20 protein-coding genes and 1 tRNA gene are annotated in these 18,795 nt (G+C 32.8%); 14 read left to right on the top strand and 7 right to left on the bottom strand.

From position 1 onward, the window contains the following. Positions 1–34: 34 nt before the first annotated feature. The 3 genes from GOQ17_RS05590 to GOQ17_RS05580 all read right to left on the bottom strand — a co-directional run bounded on the left by GOQ17_RS05590 (position 35) and on the right by GOQ17_RS05580 (position 1,729). Entirely contained in the window at positions 35–475 is a 441-nt protein-coding gene (locus GOQ17_RS05590; protein ID WP_159636016.1) for a KTSC domain-containing protein, read from the bottom strand. Positions 476–613: 138 nt separating this feature from the next. After that, positions 614–1,039 (bottom strand): nuclear transport factor 2 family protein, encoded by a 426-nt coding sequence (locus GOQ17_RS05585; RefSeq protein WP_159636013.1) that lies wholly within the window; start codon positions 1,037–1,039, stop codon positions 614–616. Between the two features lie 264 nt (positions 1,040–1,303). Beyond that, positions 1,304–1,729, bottom strand: a complete 426-nt coding sequence (locus GOQ17_RS05580; protein WP_159636010.1) for a hypothetical protein — start codon at positions 1,727–1,729, stop codon at positions 1,304–1,306. Positions 1,730–1,999: 270 nt separating this feature from the next. Here GOQ17_RS05580 and GOQ17_RS05575 point away from each other — a divergent pair, with 270 nt between their 5' ends. From GOQ17_RS05575 to GOQ17_RS05540, 8 genes are all read left to right on the top strand, one after another. Further along, the gene (locus GOQ17_RS05575; protein WP_159636007.1) at positions 2,000–2,488 is read left to right on the top strand and encodes a BON domain-containing protein; all 489 of its coding nucleotides are present in this window, start codon (positions 2,000–2,002) and stop codon (positions 2,486–2,488) included. 23 nt (positions 2,489–2,511) lie between these two features. Next, positions 2,512–2,934 carry an SH3 domain-containing protein gene (locus GOQ17_RS05570; RefSeq protein ID WP_159636004.1) on the top strand — a complete coding sequence of 141 codons (423 nt, stop codon included), beginning with the start codon at positions 2,512–2,514 and terminating at the stop codon, positions 2,932–2,934. A 215-nt stretch (positions 2,935–3,149) separates the two neighbouring features. Continuing rightward, positions 3,150–4,328 (top strand): FecR family protein, encoded by a 1,179-nt coding sequence (locus GOQ17_RS05565; protein ID WP_159636001.1) that lies wholly within the window; start codon positions 3,150–3,152, stop codon positions 4,326–4,328. A 160-nt stretch (positions 4,329–4,488) separates the two neighbouring features. Then, positions 4,489–4,686: a hypothetical protein gene (locus GOQ17_RS05560; protein WP_159635999.1), complete on the top strand. Its 198-nt coding sequence runs from the start codon at positions 4,489–4,491 to the stop codon at positions 4,684–4,686. Positions 4,687–4,727: 41 nt separating this feature from the next. Continuing rightward, positions 4,728–5,750 (top strand): MBL fold metallo-hydrolase, encoded by a 1,023-nt coding sequence (locus GOQ17_RS05555; RefSeq protein WP_159635998.1) that lies wholly within the window; start codon positions 4,728–4,730, stop codon positions 5,748–5,750. Positions 5,751–5,872: 122 nt separating this feature from the next. Then, the gene (locus GOQ17_RS05550) at positions 5,873–6,469 is read left to right on the top strand and encodes an RNA polymerase sigma factor (RefSeq protein ID WP_159635996.1); all 597 of its coding nucleotides are present in this window, start codon (positions 5,873–5,875) and stop codon (positions 6,467–6,469) included. Positions 6,470–6,644: 175 nt separating this feature from the next. Then, positions 6,645–6,726, top strand: a tRNA-Leu gene (locus GOQ17_RS05545). A gap of 251 nt (positions 6,727–6,977) precedes the next feature. Beyond that, entirely contained in the window at positions 6,978–7,793 is an 816-nt protein-coding gene (locus tag GOQ17_RS05540) for an alpha/beta hydrolase (RefSeq protein WP_159635994.1), read from the top strand. A gap of 48 nt (positions 7,794–7,841) precedes the next feature. Here GOQ17_RS05540 and GOQ17_RS05535 read toward each other — a convergent pair whose 3' ends face one another. Then, a complete protein-coding gene (locus GOQ17_RS05535) occupies positions 7,842–9,218 on the bottom strand; it encodes a sulfatase family protein (RefSeq protein WP_159635992.1) in 1,377 nt (458 codons plus the stop codon). Between the two features lie 42 nt (positions 9,219–9,260). Beyond that, positions 9,261–10,337, bottom strand: a complete 1,077-nt coding sequence (locus GOQ17_RS05530; RefSeq protein WP_159635990.1) for a glycoside hydrolase family 43 protein — start codon at positions 10,335–10,337, stop codon at positions 9,261–9,263. A gap of 387 nt (positions 10,338–10,724) precedes the next feature. On the opposite strand from GOQ17_RS05530, the gene GOQ17_RS05525 reads away from it, so the two are divergent. From GOQ17_RS05525 to pepF, 6 genes are all read left to right on the top strand, one after another. Then, entirely contained in the window at positions 10,725–11,315 is a 591-nt protein-coding gene (locus GOQ17_RS05525) for an RNA polymerase sigma-70 factor (protein WP_159635988.1), read from the top strand. Positions 11,316–11,390: 75 nt separating this feature from the next. After that, positions 11,391–12,644, top strand: a complete 1,254-nt coding sequence (locus tag GOQ17_RS05520; RefSeq protein WP_159635986.1) for a FecR family protein — start codon at positions 11,391–11,393, stop codon at positions 12,642–12,644. Positions 12,645–12,806: 162 nt separating this feature from the next. Continuing rightward, positions 12,807–13,016: a hypothetical protein gene (locus GOQ17_RS16360; RefSeq protein ID WP_236537069.1), complete on the top strand. Its 210-nt coding sequence runs from the start codon at positions 12,807–12,809 to the stop codon at positions 13,014–13,016. Then, positions 12,983–13,873: a glycoside hydrolase family 43 protein gene (locus GOQ17_RS05515; RefSeq protein ID WP_159636109.1), complete on the top strand. Its 891-nt coding sequence runs from the start codon at positions 12,983–12,985 to the stop codon at positions 13,871–13,873. The genes GOQ17_RS16360 and GOQ17_RS05515 overlap by 34 nt, the downstream gene beginning before the upstream one ends. Positions 13,874–13,948: 75 nt before the next feature. Further along, on the top strand, positions 13,949–15,511 hold the full coding sequence (locus GOQ17_RS05510) for a calcineurin-like phosphoesterase C-terminal domain-containing protein (protein WP_159635984.1): 1,563 nt from the start codon (positions 13,949–13,951) through the stop codon (positions 15,509–15,511). Positions 15,512–15,652: 141 nt separating this feature from the next. Then, positions 15,653–17,527: an oligoendopeptidase F gene (gene pepF / locus GOQ17_RS05505; protein WP_159635982.1), complete on the top strand. Its 1,875-nt coding sequence runs from the start codon at positions 15,653–15,655 to the stop codon at positions 17,525–17,527. A gap of 237 nt (positions 17,528–17,764) precedes the next feature. Here the strand turns inward: pepF and GOQ17_RS05500 are convergent, their stop codons facing one another. After that, positions 17,765–18,286 (bottom strand): hypothetical protein, encoded by a 522-nt coding sequence (locus GOQ17_RS05500; RefSeq protein WP_159635980.1) that lies wholly within the window; start codon positions 18,284–18,286, stop codon positions 17,765–17,767. A gap of 32 nt (positions 18,287–18,318) precedes the next feature. Further along, the gene (locus GOQ17_RS16355) at positions 18,319–18,762 is read right to left on the bottom strand and encodes a hypothetical protein (RefSeq protein WP_236537068.1); all 444 of its coding nucleotides are present in this window, start codon (positions 18,760–18,762) and stop codon (positions 18,319–18,321) included. Positions 18,763–18,795 lie beyond the last annotated feature (33 nt).

The raw sequence follows: 18,795 nt of genomic DNA, 5'->3' as shown, positions 1-18,795 counted from the left end.
TTAAAATTCAAGTCGCTTATTTTATAATAGTGATTTATGCTGTTTTAAGCACATTTCTATATGCATACTTCGGATATATGTGACGTTTGGCATGACGTGCAGGCGAATCCGCATTAATCAATTTAATATATTCATTTTTTGTTACATTAAAATATTCATACTTGCTACCATCAGTAAATGAAATACTTAATATATGACCTTTCCAATCAAAATCAGCAATAGCAGAAGTTTCAATGGTGTTTTTATAAATAGGTAGTTGATTTTCTAAAGTTTCAGGACAAATACTAACCAAAAAATGGTAAGCCTCAATCATTTCTTTACTTTTTTCTTCAGCGGCTCTCAATCCTTCTTCGTCATTTACAAATCGATCTGGGTGACATTCTTTCATTATTTGACGATAACGAGATTTTAAAGTTGTTAAATCCACTTTATTATCTACATTTAAAAGTTTTCTATAGTCCGCTATTTTTTTCATGGCGCAAAGGTATGGATAATATTTGGGTTAACTACGTAATTGAGAGAAGTATATCTTTAAATTATAAGCTTAACCTATGGAAATGAAAAAAGGCCTACAGGGGATGTAGGCCATTACTAAACAAAAACTACCAGTATATTACGGGTATGTCGTTACGACTTTGCTCACTTTCCATCCTTCTACAGTTTTGTTTAAAGTGATGTGGTCGACTCTTGTGAAATTTCCAAAAGAACTTGTCGCCTTTGCTATACAAGTTTTACCAGTTTCATCTAAAATTTCATACGTTGTTTCCGCATTGAATTTTAAACCTTTAGTAGCTTTCAAAAATTTCAAGTATGCTTTTTTATTATACGAATCCTTATTCGCTGTATTGCTGTATTCGAAATCTTCTGTTAATAAATATTTGTTGTACATGTCAGATCCTAATGTTGTCGCTTCGATGTATGTTAGTACGATAGCTTTGGTATCCATGTTTTTTAAAGGATTCACTTTTGGTAAAGCGAAAGAGCTTAATGAGATAATCATTAAAAATGCTGTTGCGATTGTTGATAATTTTGTTTTCATAATTGTTGTTGATTAATATTTTTAAACTTTAATTGTTGCTTTGTTTTCTTTTGATACTCCAAAGGTAGTGTAGTATGAGAAGCTGAAGAATGCGTTTTAGATGAGTTAAGGTAGTTTTTCGGTGAATTAGGAGAAATGTTCGGTGAAAATCCTTACCGTTTATTTTGCCTTGCTGTATTATTGATTTTTGCATATTAAGGAAAGTATATAAACGAGAAAAGCCTGCATAGTAGCAGGCTAAATAATAAACATTAAACACCAGAATTAGGGATAGGTGGTCGTAACTTTCGTTACTTTCCAGCCATCATTGGATTTTTGCATATTTATATAATCGACACGCGTAAAGTTTTCAAATTCAATAATTGCTTTTGCAACACAGGACTTACCAGTCTCATCTAAAATTTGGTATTCAGTCTTACAATCAAACTTAAGCCCTCTAGTATCCTTTAAAAATTTCAAGTACTGTTTCTTTGTGAATTTACTGTTGTTTGCAGTATTAATGTACTCAAAGTCATCTGAGAATAAATATTTATTGTATATATCCGAGCCTAACACAATAGCATCTACATAGGTGATTACTATGGATTTACTGTCCTTTTCCTTTAAAGGATTAATTATAGCATTAGCAAATAAACTTAATGAAATAATCATTAATAAAGCTGTAGCAATGGTTGATAGTGATTTTTTCATGGTTGATATTGATTAATTGTTGTTTTATAATTTTATTTTTTTTGATACACCAAAATTAGATGATAGAATATCTTTAATCTACGGCAATTAGACTAAACACGGTTCAAAATCAGTCAATCTTGCTGTCTTTTCGGTGAATACATTTCCGCTGTGAGTAGTGAAATGTAGATTTTCAACGGCATTTTGAAAAACATATTGGAAACAAATCCACTATGCAATTGTTATTACTCAGTATATTTATTTTAAAGATCAAATTAAAACATACACATTATGAGTTTAAAAAATGTTATTAGTGTATTCGTACTGTCTGGTTGCTTAGCAGTTGCTACAGTTTCGTGCAAATCAAAAGTTTCAGATTCGGATTTAAAAGCAAAGGTTGAGAATGTTGTAACAACTACACCTGGAGTATCAGTTGATGTTAAAGACGGGGTAGTTACACTTTCAGGAACAGTATCGAGTGAATCAGAACGTGAAGCCATTGAGAATTCTGCAAAAGCTGCAGACAGTAAACACATCAAGTCGGTAGTAAACAATTTAGTTGTTGCAGCACCGCAAATCGAAATCAATAGCAACGACGCTGATCTTACGAGCAAAGTGGTAGATGCTACTAAAGATTTCCCTACTGTGCAAACTACAGTTAAAGATGGTGTCATAACAGTTACGGGTTCGGTAGAGCAATCAAGAGTGCAAGTATTGAAGCAATCATTAGATGCATTATCACCAAAAAGAGTAGACATGTCTACTTTAGTTATTAAATAAGTTGAATTAAAATTTAAAGTAAAATGGCTTTAACAACAAAATATAAAGGCTTAATAGATATTGCTAATTCTTCTGGCATACAAGATTTACAAATTGCCGAACAAGTAGGTGTATTGCATATTCGCGGAACTGCGCCAAGTGCTGATGTGAAAAATAAATTATGGGATGTTTATAATCAGTTAGATCCTAATTTTTTGTCGGGTGACGTTGTTATGAATGTTGATGTATCTACTGCAATATCAGGTAGTCAGGTTCGTGTAATCACTCAAAATTCTAATTTAAATATTCGTAAAGGTCCAGGAACTGATCAACCAATAGTAGGTAAAGCAGCCAAAGATGAGATTATCACATTAATAAGTCGTGCAAATGATCAATGGTGGTTGGTGCGTACGAATGATGGCGAAGAAGGGTATTGTTACGCACAATATCTTGAACCAATAAGTTAAAAATAACGTTCTTATATATATTATAGAAAACGGATCTTCTAATAGTTGAAGATCCGTTTTTTTTTATCCAATGTATTTCGAAGGCAATCTTGCAGATTAAGGCCTTCAAAATTTATTTTTATTATTTTCTATATATTTTACTAAGATTTATTTAACTAAATCGTATTATACTCAACCAGAATAAAAACTATTATTAACCGTATTCAAAAATTCCTATGAATAATGAGTCTGAAATATTACAACTAATTATTAAGAGGATCGATAAAACCATTTCTGATGATGAATTGCAACGTTTAGAAGAATGGGGAAGAGAAAGTATTTTTAATACAGAATTTTTAATTCGAATTGAAGATGAATCATTGGTTTTGGAGGATGTAAGATTGTGGTTAGAGTTGCGGGATCAAAATCTAAATTGGAAAAATGAATTAGCAGAAAGATCATTTAAAAAGATAAAGTCAGATTCTACAATTAAAAATTTAGGATATCAACGTTATCTGAATATAGCAGCTGTCATTGTTTTTTTTACACTTGGTTTTTCTTTTATAGCCTACAAGTATCTAATGACAAATCAAACTATGATACTTAGTGATTTAGATCCTGGTACTAATAAGGCTCGGATCAAACTTTCTGATGGACGTGTTATTGATTTGCGTGAAGATCAAAATGGGGTGATTTTTGGTAAGGAAATCAATTATACAGATGGAACAGCAGTCAGTGATATCGATACAGAAAAATTAATATACGCAGTTTTTGAAACTCCTAGAGGAGGAAAATATAATATTACTTTATCTGATGGAACAGTTGTATATCTTAATGCCGAATCTAAACTTAAGTATCCAATTGTATTCCGAGGTAAAGAACGTATGGTTGAATTGGAGGGGGAAGCATATTTTGATGTTAAAAAATCATCACTAAATGACGATGAAAAACCTTTTATTGTCAAAACAGCTAAGCAAACCATAACAGTATTAGGAACACAGTTTAATGTAAATGCTTATACTAATTCATATTTAAACGAACAGCGAACAACTCTTGTAGAAGGAAAGGTCTTCGTAGAGAATGATAAAAAGCATATTGTTTTAAAGCCAGGAAATCAAGTAATAATAAAAGGTGGAGAATTAATCTCTCAGAAGGTAGATGTTAAAACATATACATCTTGGGTGAATGATACATTTATATTCGAGGATACCGAGTTAAGAGAAGTATTAAATGTTTTGGGTAGATGGTATGACTTCGATTATGAAGTTAAAAATGATAGCTATAACGTACAATTATATGCAAACATTAGTCGAAAGAAAAACTTCAAAGAAGTACTGGATATACTATCAAAAAGCGATATACAATTCAAACTTGAGAAAAAACAAGACAAAAATAAACTTATAATTATTAACTAAAATGAAAATATCTATTAGAGAGCCATAACCTATTTTTGGAAATAAGTCTTTACTTTTCACCAAAGGTGGCTATGTTTATGGAGATAATTATGTCAATACATTATTACCTTCTACCGTTAAGTTTACTTTATCAAACTCTACTATTGAATTTGATAATAAAATGGGTGTAGTAGATAATATTGTGTCATATGAACAAACAAATGGTCAATTTACACCTGAGGTTAAAGTTGTGAAAAATTTATTAATGGTAGAACCCAAAAAAGGTGGTATAGTAAGAAGTAAAACTCGTTACCTAATTAATTCTACTGACATAGACACTCTATCAACAGTGAATTATATAGAAACTATAATTCCATAGCCAAAAGGATAGAATTTAACCATTTAATTTAATCATTAAATATGAAAATATCTAGCTTAATGACATTTATTTTAGCTTTCACTTCCCTTTTGTATGCGCAAGAGGGGAGTGTTAGTAAAATAATTTTAAATCATGAAAATGAGGGGGCTGAATTAGTAAAAGCTTTAAATCACTCCTCACCTTTCTTACTGAATGATGAGCGCATTAAAATATTGAAAAGTGTAGAAACATTTTCAGATCCATATTCTGATCAACCTTTTAAAAATTATATGTCTAAAACTCGAGCTGAGGCAGAGGAATTGGAACGTACTGTACCTATATTTTATGCCTTTCGAGCGGCTTTCGATAAAGTTCTTCATGAAGTAAAAACGGTAAAAGTTGATAAGGGAACAGCAAAGGTTTGGTTGCTTTATAATATGGGGTTCGTAGTGAAGACACCATCAGGATGTTTTGGGATTGACTTACATCACCGTATCGCAGAGGATTTGGAGCCCTATCTTGACTTTTTGTGCATCACACATAATCACGGAGACCATGCTAACAAAAAATTAATGCAAGCTATGAACTCAAAGGGAAAACCAATTTTGTCCAACTTTTATAATGAAGATTCACAATATATGTCTCAAGTTCCGACAACATATAAAGTTGGGAATGTTACAATTCGAACAGATATTTCTGATCATTTGCTTGATCCCAATTTGCCAAACTTTGTAACGATTTATCGTATTGATTGTGGTGACGATACAAATAATTTTTCGCTGCTTCATTGTGGAGATTCGGGATTTAATCCAGCACATTTCACGAAAGTGCAAGGTAAAGTCGATATGGTGGTTTTGAGATGGGGAGCTGAACGAGAAAATAATATTCTTGGTACTGGAGATGGACAGGTTCAGACAAAGTATACTATATTATCGCACCTATTGGAAATGGCTCATAAGCCGTATCCTAAAGGGCAAGCCTCCATCACTCAAACATTGAAACATCTTCCACACGTGAAGTGTGAGAATGTTATAATACCTTTTTGGGGTGAAATGATGACGTGGAAAAATGGAAGATTAGAGTAGTGTTGTAAGAATATTGTTTACTTCATTAGTACAAATGATTTAATAAGTAATAAATAGGCCGCATTTTAGTATTTTGAATTTTCTTGTTATATTGAGTTGTTATAAACTTAAACTATGATGTCATGATGCAGAAGGATCAAGACATAGAATATCTAGAAAAACTAAAATCTGGCGATGAAGAAGGACTTAGATATTTCATGTCTTTGTTAGGAGAACAATTATTGTTTTATACATATAAGATTACAAGAAATAGGGAAGTGTCTGAAGAAATAGTTTCCGAATCTTTTTGCAAACTATGGCAAAAAAAGGAAAATACAAATTCAGTCTTTGCTATGAAAGCTTATCTGTATTTATTAGCTAGAAATGCATCTTATGATCATTTGGGCACATATTATATCAAAAATGTTGATTTAGGAGATGATATTATTCTTAATACTCCTGAGCTGAAAACAGATATCTTATCTCAGATTATTTACACGGAGCTAATTGAACAGATTGTAATTGAATTGGATAATTTACCAAAGCAACAAGCAGATGTGTTTAGAATGGTGCATTTTGAAGGTAAAAATACAGATGAAATTTGTGAATCTTTAGGTACTACTGCTAATACGGTGTATTTTGCACGTAGCAAAGCGATTTCTAAACTAAGGCAAATTTTCAAAGAAAAGGATATTAGCTTTTATAGTGCTTTTATACTAATTATTAATCTATTGGAATGAAGTAGGATATTTTAATTTAGAACAATTGCCTATAGGTTCTAGTAAATAAAAATGCTACTGTCAGAATATAAAAAAATAAGCTAATAATCAGACACTTTTGTATAACACAGTATTTTTTCTTTGCAAGTGTAGGTATTAAAACTATATTTGCACTGTCGAACAACAAAAACAGCTTGCCCAGCTGGCGGAATTGGTAGACGCGTTGGTCTCAAACACCAATATCTTCGGATGTGCCGGTTCGACTCCGGCGCTGGGTACACAAAAAGGAGAGTGATTTATATCATTCTCCTTTTTTTTGATTTGTATACACCTTAATAAGGTTTTCTTTTTTTACGGTTATGACTTTCTGTCCAAGGTTAGAGTAGCTTTTACAAATGCTATTATTGAAGATGACATTCTTAAAGTGTTTAATGAAAGAATTCTTGATCTGCTTATTCTTTAGAATAAATTATCGTAATTTAGAATTGTATATTAATCTCAATAACCATTTATCTATTTTATATTTCTAATGAAAAGAATAATATTTTTAGCTGTACTATTTCCGTCACTACTTTGTTGTTTGATTTTTGAAAGTCATGCACAAGGAAATGATTATAAAAAATTAACTGATGTTGTTTACACAAAAAATAACGACGAATATAGTCAAGACCGTTGCAAAATTGACGTCTTTTATCCAACGAATAAGAAAGACTTCATTACAGTAGTATGGTTTCATGGTGGTGGATTGACAGGTGGTAATAAGGAAATTCCATCATATCTGACTAATAAAAATATAGCAGTGGTAGGGGTGGGATATAGGCTCTCTCCTAAAGCAAAAGTGCATGATATTATTAATGATGCTGCTGATGCTGTGAGGTGGACTTTCGAAAATATTGAAGGTCTTGGAGGAAATAATCAAAAGATAGTTCTTGCAGGACATTCAGCAGGAGCGTATTTGTCATTAATGGTCGCTTTAAATCAAAGTTACCTTATTGATAGGGGGGTAAACCCGAATGAATTACTGGGGGTGGTATCATATAGTGCGCAAGCCATTACACATTTCACGGCTAGGAAAGAAAAAGGCGTGGAAGAATTACACCCAACTGTTGATGAGCTATCTCCGCTTTACTGGGTAAGAAAGGGAGTGCCAAAAACGCTATTACTAACTGGCGACAGAGAATTGGAAATGATGGGACGTTATGAAGAAAATGCTTACCTACATCGGATGTTAAAACTTCATGGAAATACGAACGTGCAACTATATGAATTGGATGGATACGGTCATGATATGGCTTATCCTGCACATCCATTACTCCTACAAGCATTAGAAAAGTGGTCAAAATAGTATAATAAGTCTGAAATTTCAATTTCAGACTTATTATACTTAATAGAGTTATTTTATCTCTACATCTAACGATGCTCCTTTATCACCTTGGCTTTTCATCCATTTGTGTAATTCGCTTTCGTATTTTTTTACTAAATCTTTGTAATCTGGTTTGTTGGCTAGATTATTCAATTCAGATGGATCATTCTGAATATCATAAAACTCTATAGCAGGTCTTTTATAAATTCTTTCTGTCAAGAACTTAGCTGTCGGTTCTGTTTCTGCTTTTTTCATCCAAGTATTCCAAGCTAATCTAGCGTTGTTAGGATTCATCATATATTTGATGTAATAATTTTCCTCGTGATTTAAATTTTTGATCAATTTATACTCGTCGCTACGGACACCTCGCATAGGATATGCTGGACCTTCTGGAATATTATTATGTATCAAATAAGCAAAATCTCTATGCTTTGTGTTTTTACCTTTTAATACATTCAAAAAACTATAACCGTCTAATGCAGACGGAACTTTTCCACCCGCTATTTCAACCAAAGTTGGTGTAATATCTTCATATTGTACTATAGCATTTGTTTTGGAATTCGGCTGAATAGTTTTAGGCCACTTGACAATCATCGAGCTTTTAACTCCATCGTCAAATAACGTCCATTTGGCACCCGCAAATTGTGCTCCTTGTTCTCCTAAGAATATTACAATTGTGTTTTGGTCCTGTTTAGTTTCTTTGAGAAGTGACAGTATATCCCCCACTTGATTATCTAATCTTCTGACCTCAGCGAGGTACTTCGTAAATTGTGATCGGATTAGTTTTGTATCTACCCAATGTTTTGGTAAAACCAATTTTTCCGGATCAAATTCTGAAGGATCGCCCACAGTCCAAGGAGCATGAGGATTACAGCTCATTACAAAAAGACAATACGGATCCTTATCTTTTGTAATAAAAGTACGGATACTATCTAAAAAATATTCGTCTGTGGTAGCAATACAATTGGATTCAAAGCCTGGAATGATTTCAAAGGGAAATATTTTATCTGGCTTAGTAACATGATCTTTGCCTGTAAGGCCTACTTTATAGCCAGCCTCATTTAGATAATGTACCACGCTTTTTAGATTTGAATTTACAGCCTTATGATTTTGATAGGCTCCATGTTTTACGGGGTATAATCCTGTAAAAAGTGAAGCTCTAGTAGGTATACACATAGCTTCGGAGGCTATCATTTGATTGAATTGCATTCCTTCCTTTGCCAACTCATCAATGTGCGTGGTTTTGATGTTTTGCCCTCCATAACAACTTAACTGTTGGGAATCCAAATCGTCAGCCATTATAATAATGATGTTCGGCTTTTTGTCTTGACCAAAAACATTTCCAACTCCAATTATTATGAATAATAAATAGGACAATACATTAATGATTAATTTGTTTAAATTCATAGACAGATGTATTAAATATGAAATATTGACTCGTGTATAGCTCTATAATTCTCCAGATGGAACATCTATTTCTGCTCCTATAGCAACAGGAATTCCTAAATTCGGTTCGCCAGACGCTGTAAATGATATTTTCTGAATTCCAATATTTCTCTTAGTACCACAACCATCCCCCGCATTGGAATTAGCATGATAAATGATCCAATCCTCTTTACCATCAGGAGATTTGAAGAAGGAATTATGTCCTGGACCAAAAGCTTTATTTTCCACATTTTTAGTAAAAATTGGTTCTTGTGATTTTACCCAATCAGTCGCTTTCATCGGATCACCATTATCTTTTAACGTTAACAAACCCAAGGCGTAATTGTCTGTATGACAAGAGCTTAGAGAATACACTATATGCTGTTTTCCATTAGGGCTTACTAAACTTTGTGGTCCCTCATTAACAGGGTGCCCACTTCTTTCCCAACTTAGTGAGGGAGTTGTTAACATAGTAACAGAACCTTCTAAGCTCCATGGAGTATTCATTTTTGCGATATAAATATTCTGAGTGAGATTATTTACTGCTGCGCCTGGACGGCCGCACCATAAGAAGTACATACTACCTTTATGTTCCATAATACTTCCATCAATAGCCCAAAAATCAGCATCAGGGTGAAAAATACGACCTTTATCTATCCAAATACCTTGTGTAGGATCTGCATGACTATTTTCTAGTACCCAAGTACGCTGTGTAACATCGGTGCCGCTTCCAGCTGTATAATAGATATACCATTTACTGTTGATGTAATGAATTTCCGGAGCCCATACATTTCTTGAGTTTGGCGCGCCTCTAGTCGTCGTGAAAACTCTTACTGGAGACGTACTTGCTATCTTTGAAACAGAATTAGTAACACGCAAATTGATTGACCCACCATCAGTATGCATATAATAGTACTTTCCATCCTTCTGATATACCCAAGGATCAGATCCAGTCAATAGAGGGTTTTTGATAGTTTTTGAGATATCAGATGGAACAGGTTCATCACGAACTGTTGTATCTTCAAATGATGGTGAACAGGTGATTGTTAAGCATGCAATACAGGTCCAAAAAAGTTTGGATTTTTTTAATAGATTTTTCATTTCACTTGGTTTTAATTAAAGTTTAAAATTTATAGTTGGTCGCTTATAAATTACTTTTTTATAGTTTCTTCTTTCTTGTAATGTATATTTTAAAAAGGTTTATGTTTCAATATGGTAGATATTGATCGGTATATCCGATTTACGAATATTAGAATTTTTTTTAATTAATAAAAAGTTATAATTCATATTTTTTTCAAAGTCTTTAAAAATTAAATATTTGTGTGTGCATATTCTTAAAAATGAAAATTATTGATAAATAATATATAGTAGTAGTAGGATTTCATAAAGTATTATGTAGATTTGATTTACGGTATTATAGACCGAGCCTTTTGATTTGTAATCAACTATTATAACATACATTAACCTAGAAAAACAAAAGTGTATAGTATGGGAGAATTTAATAATGCTCTTGATATACAAAATGAAAGTACGTATAATCTTCTGTTCAGAAAATTATACAAGCCACTTTGTTTTTTTGCTTTTAAGATTACAAATGACACCCAAAAATCTGAAGATATTGTACAAGATTGCTTTTTAAAATTATGGATCAGCAAAAAAGTTTTTAAAAAATTTGAATTAGCACAATCCTATTTATATCTAAGTGTAAAAAATGCTTGTTTTGATGACCTTGACAGACAAGAGGTAAAGTCTAAATATGATAAAACACTAATTTCTCAAGACATCATCAGTGAGGTCAATACGTTGGATTTAATAATTCAGGCTGAAGTATTGCGAAAAGTGTTGTTAGCAATAGACTCATTGCCTCCGAAATGTAAAGAAGTTATCCACTTAACTTATAATGAAGGTAAAACCCCAAAGGAAATTGCAGATGAGCTTGGAATATCTGTCAGTACTGTAACGAATCAAAAATTGAGAGGTATTACTATACTTAAAGAGCGTCTATCCAAGTCAGAATACCTTTCTTTAATAATATTTTTGAATTTACAAGGGCTTGATATTCATGTTTTTATGAAATAATTGTAAATTATTTCATAAAAATTTAGAGATTTTTGACTTCATCCCGTTGTAGTGAATAACTAATACAATTACCTTGTGAAAAATAAAAAATCATTTAGTCATTCCATTATTTATGCGGAGCTAATAGCAGGTTATCTAGCGGGTACATTGTCACGTGCTGAACAAGATAAGCTCAATAAATGGCTGGATGAAGATATTCGAAATATTGAATTATTTCGGAAACTCACTAATATGGATAATATTCGAAAGGACATTCATATTTCAGAATATTTTGACGAAGACAAGGCTTTGGAAAATGTGCAGAAAAATATTGCTATTCACCAACTTCTATCTAAGGAAACAGACTCCAACAAGCAAACCTTAGTTCAATGGTGGAGTACAATATTTAGAAATTTGAATCTAACTACCGCAAGTATTAGTTTCGCTATATTATTAGTAGTTAGCTCATTCATATGGATTTATATTAAAAGAGAGATAAATATTAATACTGAAACAATAGCAGTTAATAACCAAGATATTCAAGCAGCAAAAGTAGGTGCTACATTGACGCTCCCATCTGGTAAGAAAATACATTTAGGAGAAACAGTAGAAGGGAAAATTCTTCATGAGAATGGCATATCAATAAGTAAAACTTTAGAAGGACAACTTCTATATGAAATCCACGAAAATGTAGATCACTCCTCTACGTATGATACAAGTTTAAATATATTAACTACAGCTCGTGGAGAGACATATTCTGTAAAGCTTCCGGACGGATCTATCATCGATCTTAATTCTGCATCAAGCATTGAATATCCAATGAATTTTCTACACAGCAAAGAAAGAAGAGTCAAGTTATCTGGTGAAGCTTATTTCCAAGTAGCCCATAATAAAAATAAACCATTTATAGTGACTTACAATAAACAGTCAGCAGAGGTATTGGGTACCGAATTTAATATTAATGCCTATGATAACGAAAATATTATGGTTACGACCTTAGTGAATGGCTCACTTCGTGTAACCAATCCATACAATGAATCTGTCATTTTGTCCCCAGGCAATGCTGCTATTCACAACAATAGATCATTGAAAACTTTGCAAGTAGATGTACTAGAACATACCGCTTGGAGAAAGGGACAATTTCATTTTAATAAATCTCCATTTGATGTAGTGGCAAGGCAGTTTTCAAGATGGTATAATATAGATGTAGTATATGCGAATGGGAAAATTCCTGATACAAAATTTTCTGGTGAAATGAATAGAAATGTTTCGTTAAAGACAGTTCTTTCTTACTTCACAGAACTAGGTATCAATTATAAATTAGAAAATAGAAAACTTATTATATACTAATTATAAATTTAAAATATGAAACTATGAAATAACAAGCACAAACCAATTATTTACATTAAAAAGATAGGGAAGTGCGACCAACACCTCCCCCTAATGTTCGGACTCTGCCAAAAGCAGAATGTAAATTAAACCAAGTGTAAACATCCAAACAAAACAAACTTAATGAAAAAAATGAAATTATTTTCTATTGGAATGTATGTTCCTATAGAAGTAAAAGAATTATTGATACCCATGAAAATAACTATTGTCTTTCTACTGTTATTTATGTTACAAGGTAAGGCAGAAACTTCAGCTCAGACTTTTACTCTTTCGGTGAAAAATAAGTCACTAAAAGAGGTATTAGATGCTGTCAATTTTCTTCAGACAATCTGAAAGATTGGAAACGAGAAGGGGTAGTATATGATGCAACACAAAAGAATGCTTGGGGAATTAGTGCATTTTGGGCTACTGAAGTTTATGAAAGAGACGGCAAGTTTTACATGTTCTATAGTGCGCAATGGAAATATAATCCTTCGAATGAATTAGAAAACTTTAAAATTGGCGTTGCGGTCGCAGATAACCCACTTGGTCCATTTATAGATATGTATGATAAGCCAATTTTTAATCCAGACTATCCTATTATAGATGCCAATGTATTTTGGGATAATGGAAAAGTTTATATGTACTATTCGAGATGTTGTTACAAGCATCCTGTCGAAAGTGAAATATCAGAATGGGCAAAATGGAAGAATTATTTTAATGAGGTAGAAGAAAGTTGGATATATGTCGTAGAATTAAAGCCTGATTTTTCTGGCGTCATAGGTGAACCTAAAGTTTTATTTACTCCTCCCACAAAAATGAATGAACATGAGTGGGAAAGCCGTTCGGTTACTTCCAAAGAAGTTGGGCGAAGATGGACAGAAGGGTCTTATATATTTAAGCATAATGATCTTTACTATATGATGTATTCTTCTAATAATTTTGATGGAGAAAACTACGCTATTGGTTATGCAACTTCCAAAAGTCCTTTAGGTCCTTTCAAAAAATCTGTTACAAATCCTATTCTGCAAAAAGATGGCGGTGTAACTGGAACTGGACACAATAGTTTGTTGTTGGATAATGGAAAAATTTATTGCGTATATCACGGTCGAACTACTAAGACTGGTCATAAAAGAATGGTCTTTATTGATGAATTAGAAATTACGAAAAATGGAAGATTGATCATTCATGGTCCTACATTACATAAATAAACAAACTAAATATTTACCTGAACGATAGGGATTTTATGCACATTTTAATCCCTCTTTAAATGTCAACATCAATCTATGAAACACTTATTTTTTATATTATCACTGATTTGCTATGGCCATACGGCATTTTCACAAAATAAAGTTAAAGGTGTCGTTTACGATGATCTTAATCAAAATGGTAAGAAGGATCGCAATGAAAAAGGAATCCCAAATGTCTCTGTAAGTAATGGAATTGAAGTCGTACAGACAAATGGTAAGGGTGAATATACATTGCCTGTGGGTAATGATAATATAATATTCGTTATCAAGCCATCTGATTATATATACCCTGTGAATGAAAAAAACTTGCCTCAGTTTTATTATGTTCACAAGCCTAATGGATCGCCTACCTTGAAATATGGAGGCGTAAAACCTACTGGCGAATTGCCTAAATCCGTAGACTTTCCACTTTATTTTCAAAAAGACAAAGAAAACTTCAAAGCTTTCGTATTTGGAGATCCTCAACCGTATAGTTTAGAAGAGATAGATTTCTTTCATAAGGATATAATTAAAGATTTAAAAGTAACTGATGAATATCAATTTGGTATAAGCCTAGGTGATATAGCTGGTGATAATTTGACATTACATCAGCCCTATTTAGATGCTGTCGCAGATGCGGGCTTGACCTGGTTTAATGTGATGGGTAATCATGATATGGATTACGATGTCGAAGTAGATTCCTTATCTGACGAAACTTTTGAGAGTCATTTTGGCCCTAATAATTATGCTTTCAATTATGGTAATGCACATTTTATAGTATTAGATAATATCTATTACCCATATGTCACTGAGCGATATAAATATATTGGGGGATTTAGAAAATCGCAATTAGATTTTATTGAAAATAATCTAAAATTTGTGCCTAAGGATAAACTGATCGTATTGGCTTATCATATTCCACTTATTCAAAGAAACGTGAACTTCAGAGAAGAAGACAGACAGCGACTATTTGATTTATTGGCTGAATATCCGAATACAGTTTCTATGGCTGCACATACGCATTACCAAGAACAATTGTTTTATGGGAAGGAGCAGGGCTGGAAGAGAGATAAACCTCACCACGAATTCAATGTAGGTACCACATGTGGTGATTGGTATTCTGGACATATCAAAGCCAATGGAATTCCGAATGCAAGTATGCGCGATGGCACACCTAAAGGCTACGCAATATTAAACGTTAAAGGAAACACCTATTCTTTTGATTACAAAGTAGCTGGTGCTGATCCTTCTTATCAGATCAATCTATCTGGTCCTTCTATTATTAATACCAAATACGCACGTAAGTATACCATTTATGCTAATTTTTTCATGGGCAGCTCCAAAGATAAGGTAGAATACAAAATTGGAAATGGCAAATGGAAACCGATGGTTTATTCAGAAACATTGGACCCTTCATTTGTTCAAGAAGTCTTAAACTTTGATTTAGCAAATGATTATGTCAAAGGGATAAGACCACGTGATCCTATGATTTCTAATCATTTGTGGTCAATCAAACTACCAAAACTAAATGCTGGAAAACATAATGTGCACATTAGAGCCACAGATATGTATGGAAAAGTTCATTTTGCAAATAAAGAAATCACAGTATTGGAAAATTAATAACCTACCTATATCAAAACATCAACTTAAAACTCTAGAATAAGTATTCTAGAGTTTTTCTGTTTATTGTGAGACCTCAATTAATTAACTCCAATACAAAATCTTTTTTTTTAAATTAGCAGTTGAAAAAATACAGATGATATGCTTAAAAAAACTAAATTAATGACTGCTGTAATGTTATTTTCGACTTCGGTAGCTTTTAGTCAAATGAAGGTTAGAGATGAGCTGCCAGACAAGTACAAGTGGAACCTGACGGACTTATATGCAACAGATGACGCATGGAAAGCGGAGAAAGATCGTATCCAACAAGAGATGCAAAAGGCAGCGCAGTATAAAGGAAAATTAACCCAATCTGCGTCTACATTATTAGAAGCTTTAGAGTTTAGTACGAAAATTTCCAAAGAAATGACAAGATTATACTCTTATGCATCCATGATGTCTGATCAAGACACCCGCGTGACTAAATACGCTGGTATGAAACAAGAAATGAGTCAACTTTTCTCACAATATGGTGCGTTGACCTCATATATGGAGCCGGAGTTATTGACATTGACGGACACGCAACTGAAAAGCTTTTTTGAAAAAGAAAAAGGTCTTTCTACATTCAAATTTTACTTAACAGATTTACTACGCAAGCGTGCGCATACTGGTTCGGAAGAAGTAGAGAAGATATTGGCTTATTCTTCATTGATGGCAGGTAATGCCGCTGAAATCTATAGCACATTCTCGAATGCCGAATTTCCATATGGTGATATTGAAGTAGATGGTAAAAAAGTAAAATTAAATGCGGCTAATTTCTCATTGTATCGTGCAAGTGAAAACCGTGATGTGCGTAAAAAAGCATTTGAGGTTTATTTCGGAAAATTAAATGAATTCCAACGTACATTAGGATCAACATTGTATGGCAATCTTAAATCCGCATCTTTCTACGCTAAGGCACGCAACTACAATAGTACGCTAGAAAGTGCATTGGATGCAGGTAATATTCCTACCGATGTGTACCATAATTTGGTTAAAAATGTAAACAGTAATTTGGAAACTTTCCACCGTTACCTGAATTTACGTAAAAGAATGATGGGTTTGGATCAGCTTCATTACTATGATTTATATGCTCCATTAGTTGATAAAGTAGATCTTTCATATACTGTCGAAGAGTCTATTGAAAATATCCTTAAGTCCTTAAAGCCTTTAGGAAAAGAATATATAGACGTGTCGTATAAAGCTTTTCACGAGCGATGGATTGATATGTATCCAAATGAAGGCAAACGTTCTGGTGCGTATTCGAATGGTTCAGCTTACGATGTGCATCCGTACATTTTGATGAATTACAACGGCAAATACAACGATATGTCTACATTGACGCACGAATTGGGGCATACGATGCATTCTTATTTGACAAATAAAAAACAGCATTTTGCAAATTCTAATTATTCTATTTTTGTTGCAGAGGTTGCATCTACATTGAATGAAGAGTTGTTGAATGACTATATGTTAAAACAAATCAAAGACGACAAAACACGTTTAGCGATTTTAGGTAACTATTTGGAGGGTGCTAAAGGTACATTATACCGTCAGACGCAATTTGCTGAATTTGAATTGATGATTCACGAAAAAGTTGGAAAAGGAGAGGCGTTGACAGGAGAAGACTTTGATAAGATGTATTTGGACTTGACGCGTAAATATTACGGTCACGACAAAGGTATCTGTATCGTAGATGATAATGTAAAATCCGAATGGTCTTACATTCCGCATTTCTACTACAATTTCTACGTGTATCAATACGCAACATCTTACACAGCCTCGGCAGCATTGTCGGAGAAAGTGTTGAATGGTACAGCTGCTGACCGTAAAAAGTATTTGGATTTCTTGGCTTCAGGAAGCACAAAATATCCTGTAGAATTATTAGTTGATGCTGGGGTAGATATGAATTCAAAAGAACCTTTTGATTTGACTATCTCTAAAATCAATAAGGTGATTTCAGAAATGGAAGCTATCTTAACAAGATTAGGAAAATAATCCTTTTAAAGAAATATAAAGAAAAGTCGTAGCATTGATTTGTTACGGCTTATTTGTTTATTAGCTTTTGTCCCTTAGTTAATTTCGTCATATTGAACGTAGTGAAATATCTACCAACCAATTATTCAATTATCATACATTGATAAAACAACAAACCTCGTATATATAGCTTTAAACGAGGTCGAATATTTTGATTAGTCTATTGAAATAAGTGGAAAATCGAAAAGGTTGCCGATGTTAGCAGCCGTAATTGTTTTCAGCAAAGAAATTATAATCCGTCTTATAGTCTAAATCCAAAATAAATTCTATATCAGAAAGTATTCCTTTTGTTACAATGTCTGATTTTAGCCTAAGAAATTTATTCAAATCTTCAGCTTTTATGTTTTCTACAATTTTTGGCGAAAGTCCCCAATTCTCACTATTCTTTGATAGAAATGTTGTTAACTTAATTTCAAAATCTCTACTTGATAGATTGCACCAAGTGTCAAAGTACTGTTTTGTCCACAAATCCATGTTCTCGTTAAAACTCCCGACTAGAACAATTGTCTTACCGTCGTAAGGAAAAACATTTGTGTAAACAAAATTTTGAGATTCAGGACTAAAGTTCATAGACATGCCGTAAGCTTTGACCAAATCATACTCAAACTTGATAATAGTAAAACTTTGATGATCATTTAAAATATCTGTGGAAAATCTGCTGATTTCAGCGTCATGTCGGTTAAGCAGATCATTTATCACACCAATATTCTTTAACGACATGTTAATTACTGGTCTACAGTAAGAATTTGATGCTAAAATTTGTGATTTTGTAATCCTCGTTTCTTTATCAAGTACAATTTGTGTCTTACGTTTTGCAGATAAAAGTGTCCGATAGAAAAAAAAAGTACTTGGTTTCTGTAATCATTTAGGTTAATTGGATGTCTTTCAATATCTAAAAAAATTGAAGTGTCATGATGATTGCATAAAGTCGGATAGCTAAAAGCTTGTGTAATTCCAATTCTTTTAAAATTTGTAATTTCATGAAATTTTTTATTTTGCCATTTAAAAACATCTATTGGTTTTACTTCCATTAAGTGCCCATTTTCTGCAACATTGTTAAGTATTCCATTCTGTTGATATATATGTGAGTTTATTGCATTCTCTTTACAATTTCCGATTATGCATTTCCATTTCTTTTCAGCAACATTTTTGTTTATTGCAGAAAGTATCCTTTCTGCTACCCGAGTTTCCTTCATTTTGAGGTTTATAATGTCAGTTAACTCTTAAAT

The sequence above is a fragment of the Sphingobacterium composti genome (assembly GCF_009829075.1).
GTDB lineage: Bacteria > Bacteroidota > Bacteroidia > Sphingobacteriales > Sphingobacteriaceae > Sphingobacterium > Sphingobacterium composti.
The sequence above is the reverse complement of the archived record's forward strand: the minus strand, read 5'-3'. Positions and strand labels throughout refer to the sequence as shown.

What these genes read in the sequence shown, in the direction of transcription:
- GOQ17_RS05590 (WP_159636016.1), bottom strand. Translation starts at nt 475, where the DNA reads ATGAAAAAAATAGCGGACTATAGAAAACTTTTAAATGTAGATAATAAA.
- GOQ17_RS05585 (WP_159636013.1), bottom strand. Translation starts at nt 1,039, where the DNA reads ATGAAAACAAAATTATCAACAATCGCAACAGCATTTTTAATGATTATC.
- GOQ17_RS05580 (WP_159636010.1), bottom strand. Translation starts at nt 1,729, where the DNA reads ATGAAAAAATCACTATCAACCATTGCTACAGCTTTATTAATGATTATT.
- GOQ17_RS05575 (WP_159636007.1), top strand. Translation starts at nt 2,000, where the DNA reads ATGAGTTTAAAAAATGTTATTAGTGTATTCGTACTGTCTGGTTGCTTA.
- GOQ17_RS05570 (WP_159636004.1), top strand. Translation starts at nt 2,512, where the DNA reads ATGGCTTTAACAACAAAATATAAAGGCTTAATAGATATTGCTAATTCT.
- GOQ17_RS05565 (WP_159636001.1), top strand. Translation starts at nt 3,150, where the DNA reads ATGAATAATGAGTCTGAAATATTACAACTAATTATTAAGAGGATCGAT.
- GOQ17_RS05560 (WP_159635999.1), top strand. Translation starts at nt 4,489, where the DNA reads ATGGGTGTAGTAGATAATATTGTGTCATATGAACAAACAAATGGTCAA.
- GOQ17_RS05555 (WP_159635998.1), top strand. Translation starts at nt 4,728, where the DNA reads ATGAAAATATCTAGCTTAATGACATTTATTTTAGCTTTCACTTCCCTT.
- GOQ17_RS05550 (WP_159635996.1), top strand. Translation starts at nt 5,873, where the DNA reads ATGATGCAGAAGGATCAAGACATAGAATATCTAGAAAAACTAAAATCT.
- GOQ17_RS05540 (WP_159635994.1), top strand. Translation starts at nt 6,978, where the DNA reads ATGAAAAGAATAATATTTTTAGCTGTACTATTTCCGTCACTACTTTGT.
- GOQ17_RS05535 (WP_159635992.1), bottom strand. Translation starts at nt 9,218, where the DNA reads ATGAATTTAAACAAATTAATCATTAATGTATTGTCCTATTTATTATTC.
- GOQ17_RS05530 (WP_159635990.1), bottom strand. Translation starts at nt 10,337, where the DNA reads ATGAAAAATCTATTAAAAAAATCCAAACTTTTTTGGACCTGTATTGCA.
- GOQ17_RS05525 (WP_159635988.1), top strand. Translation starts at nt 10,725, where the DNA reads ATGGGAGAATTTAATAATGCTCTTGATATACAAAATGAAAGTACGTAT.
- GOQ17_RS16360 (WP_236537069.1), top strand. Translation starts at nt 12,807, where the DNA reads ATGAAAAAAATGAAATTATTTTCTATTGGAATGTATGTTCCTATAGAA.
- GOQ17_RS05510 (WP_159635984.1), top strand. Translation starts at nt 13,949, where the DNA reads ATGAAACACTTATTTTTTATATTATCACTGATTTGCTATGGCCATACG.
- pepF (WP_159635982.1), top strand. Translation starts at nt 15,653, where the DNA reads ATGCTTAAAAAAACTAAATTAATGACTGCTGTAATGTTATTTTCGACT.
- GOQ17_RS05500 (WP_159635980.1), bottom strand. Translation starts at nt 18,286, where the DNA reads ATGTCGTTAAAGAATATTGGTGTGATAAATGATCTGCTTAACCGACAT.
- GOQ17_RS16355 (WP_236537068.1), bottom strand. Translation starts at nt 18,762, where the DNA reads ATGAAGGAAACTCGGGTAGCAGAAAGGATACTTTCTGCAATAAACAAA.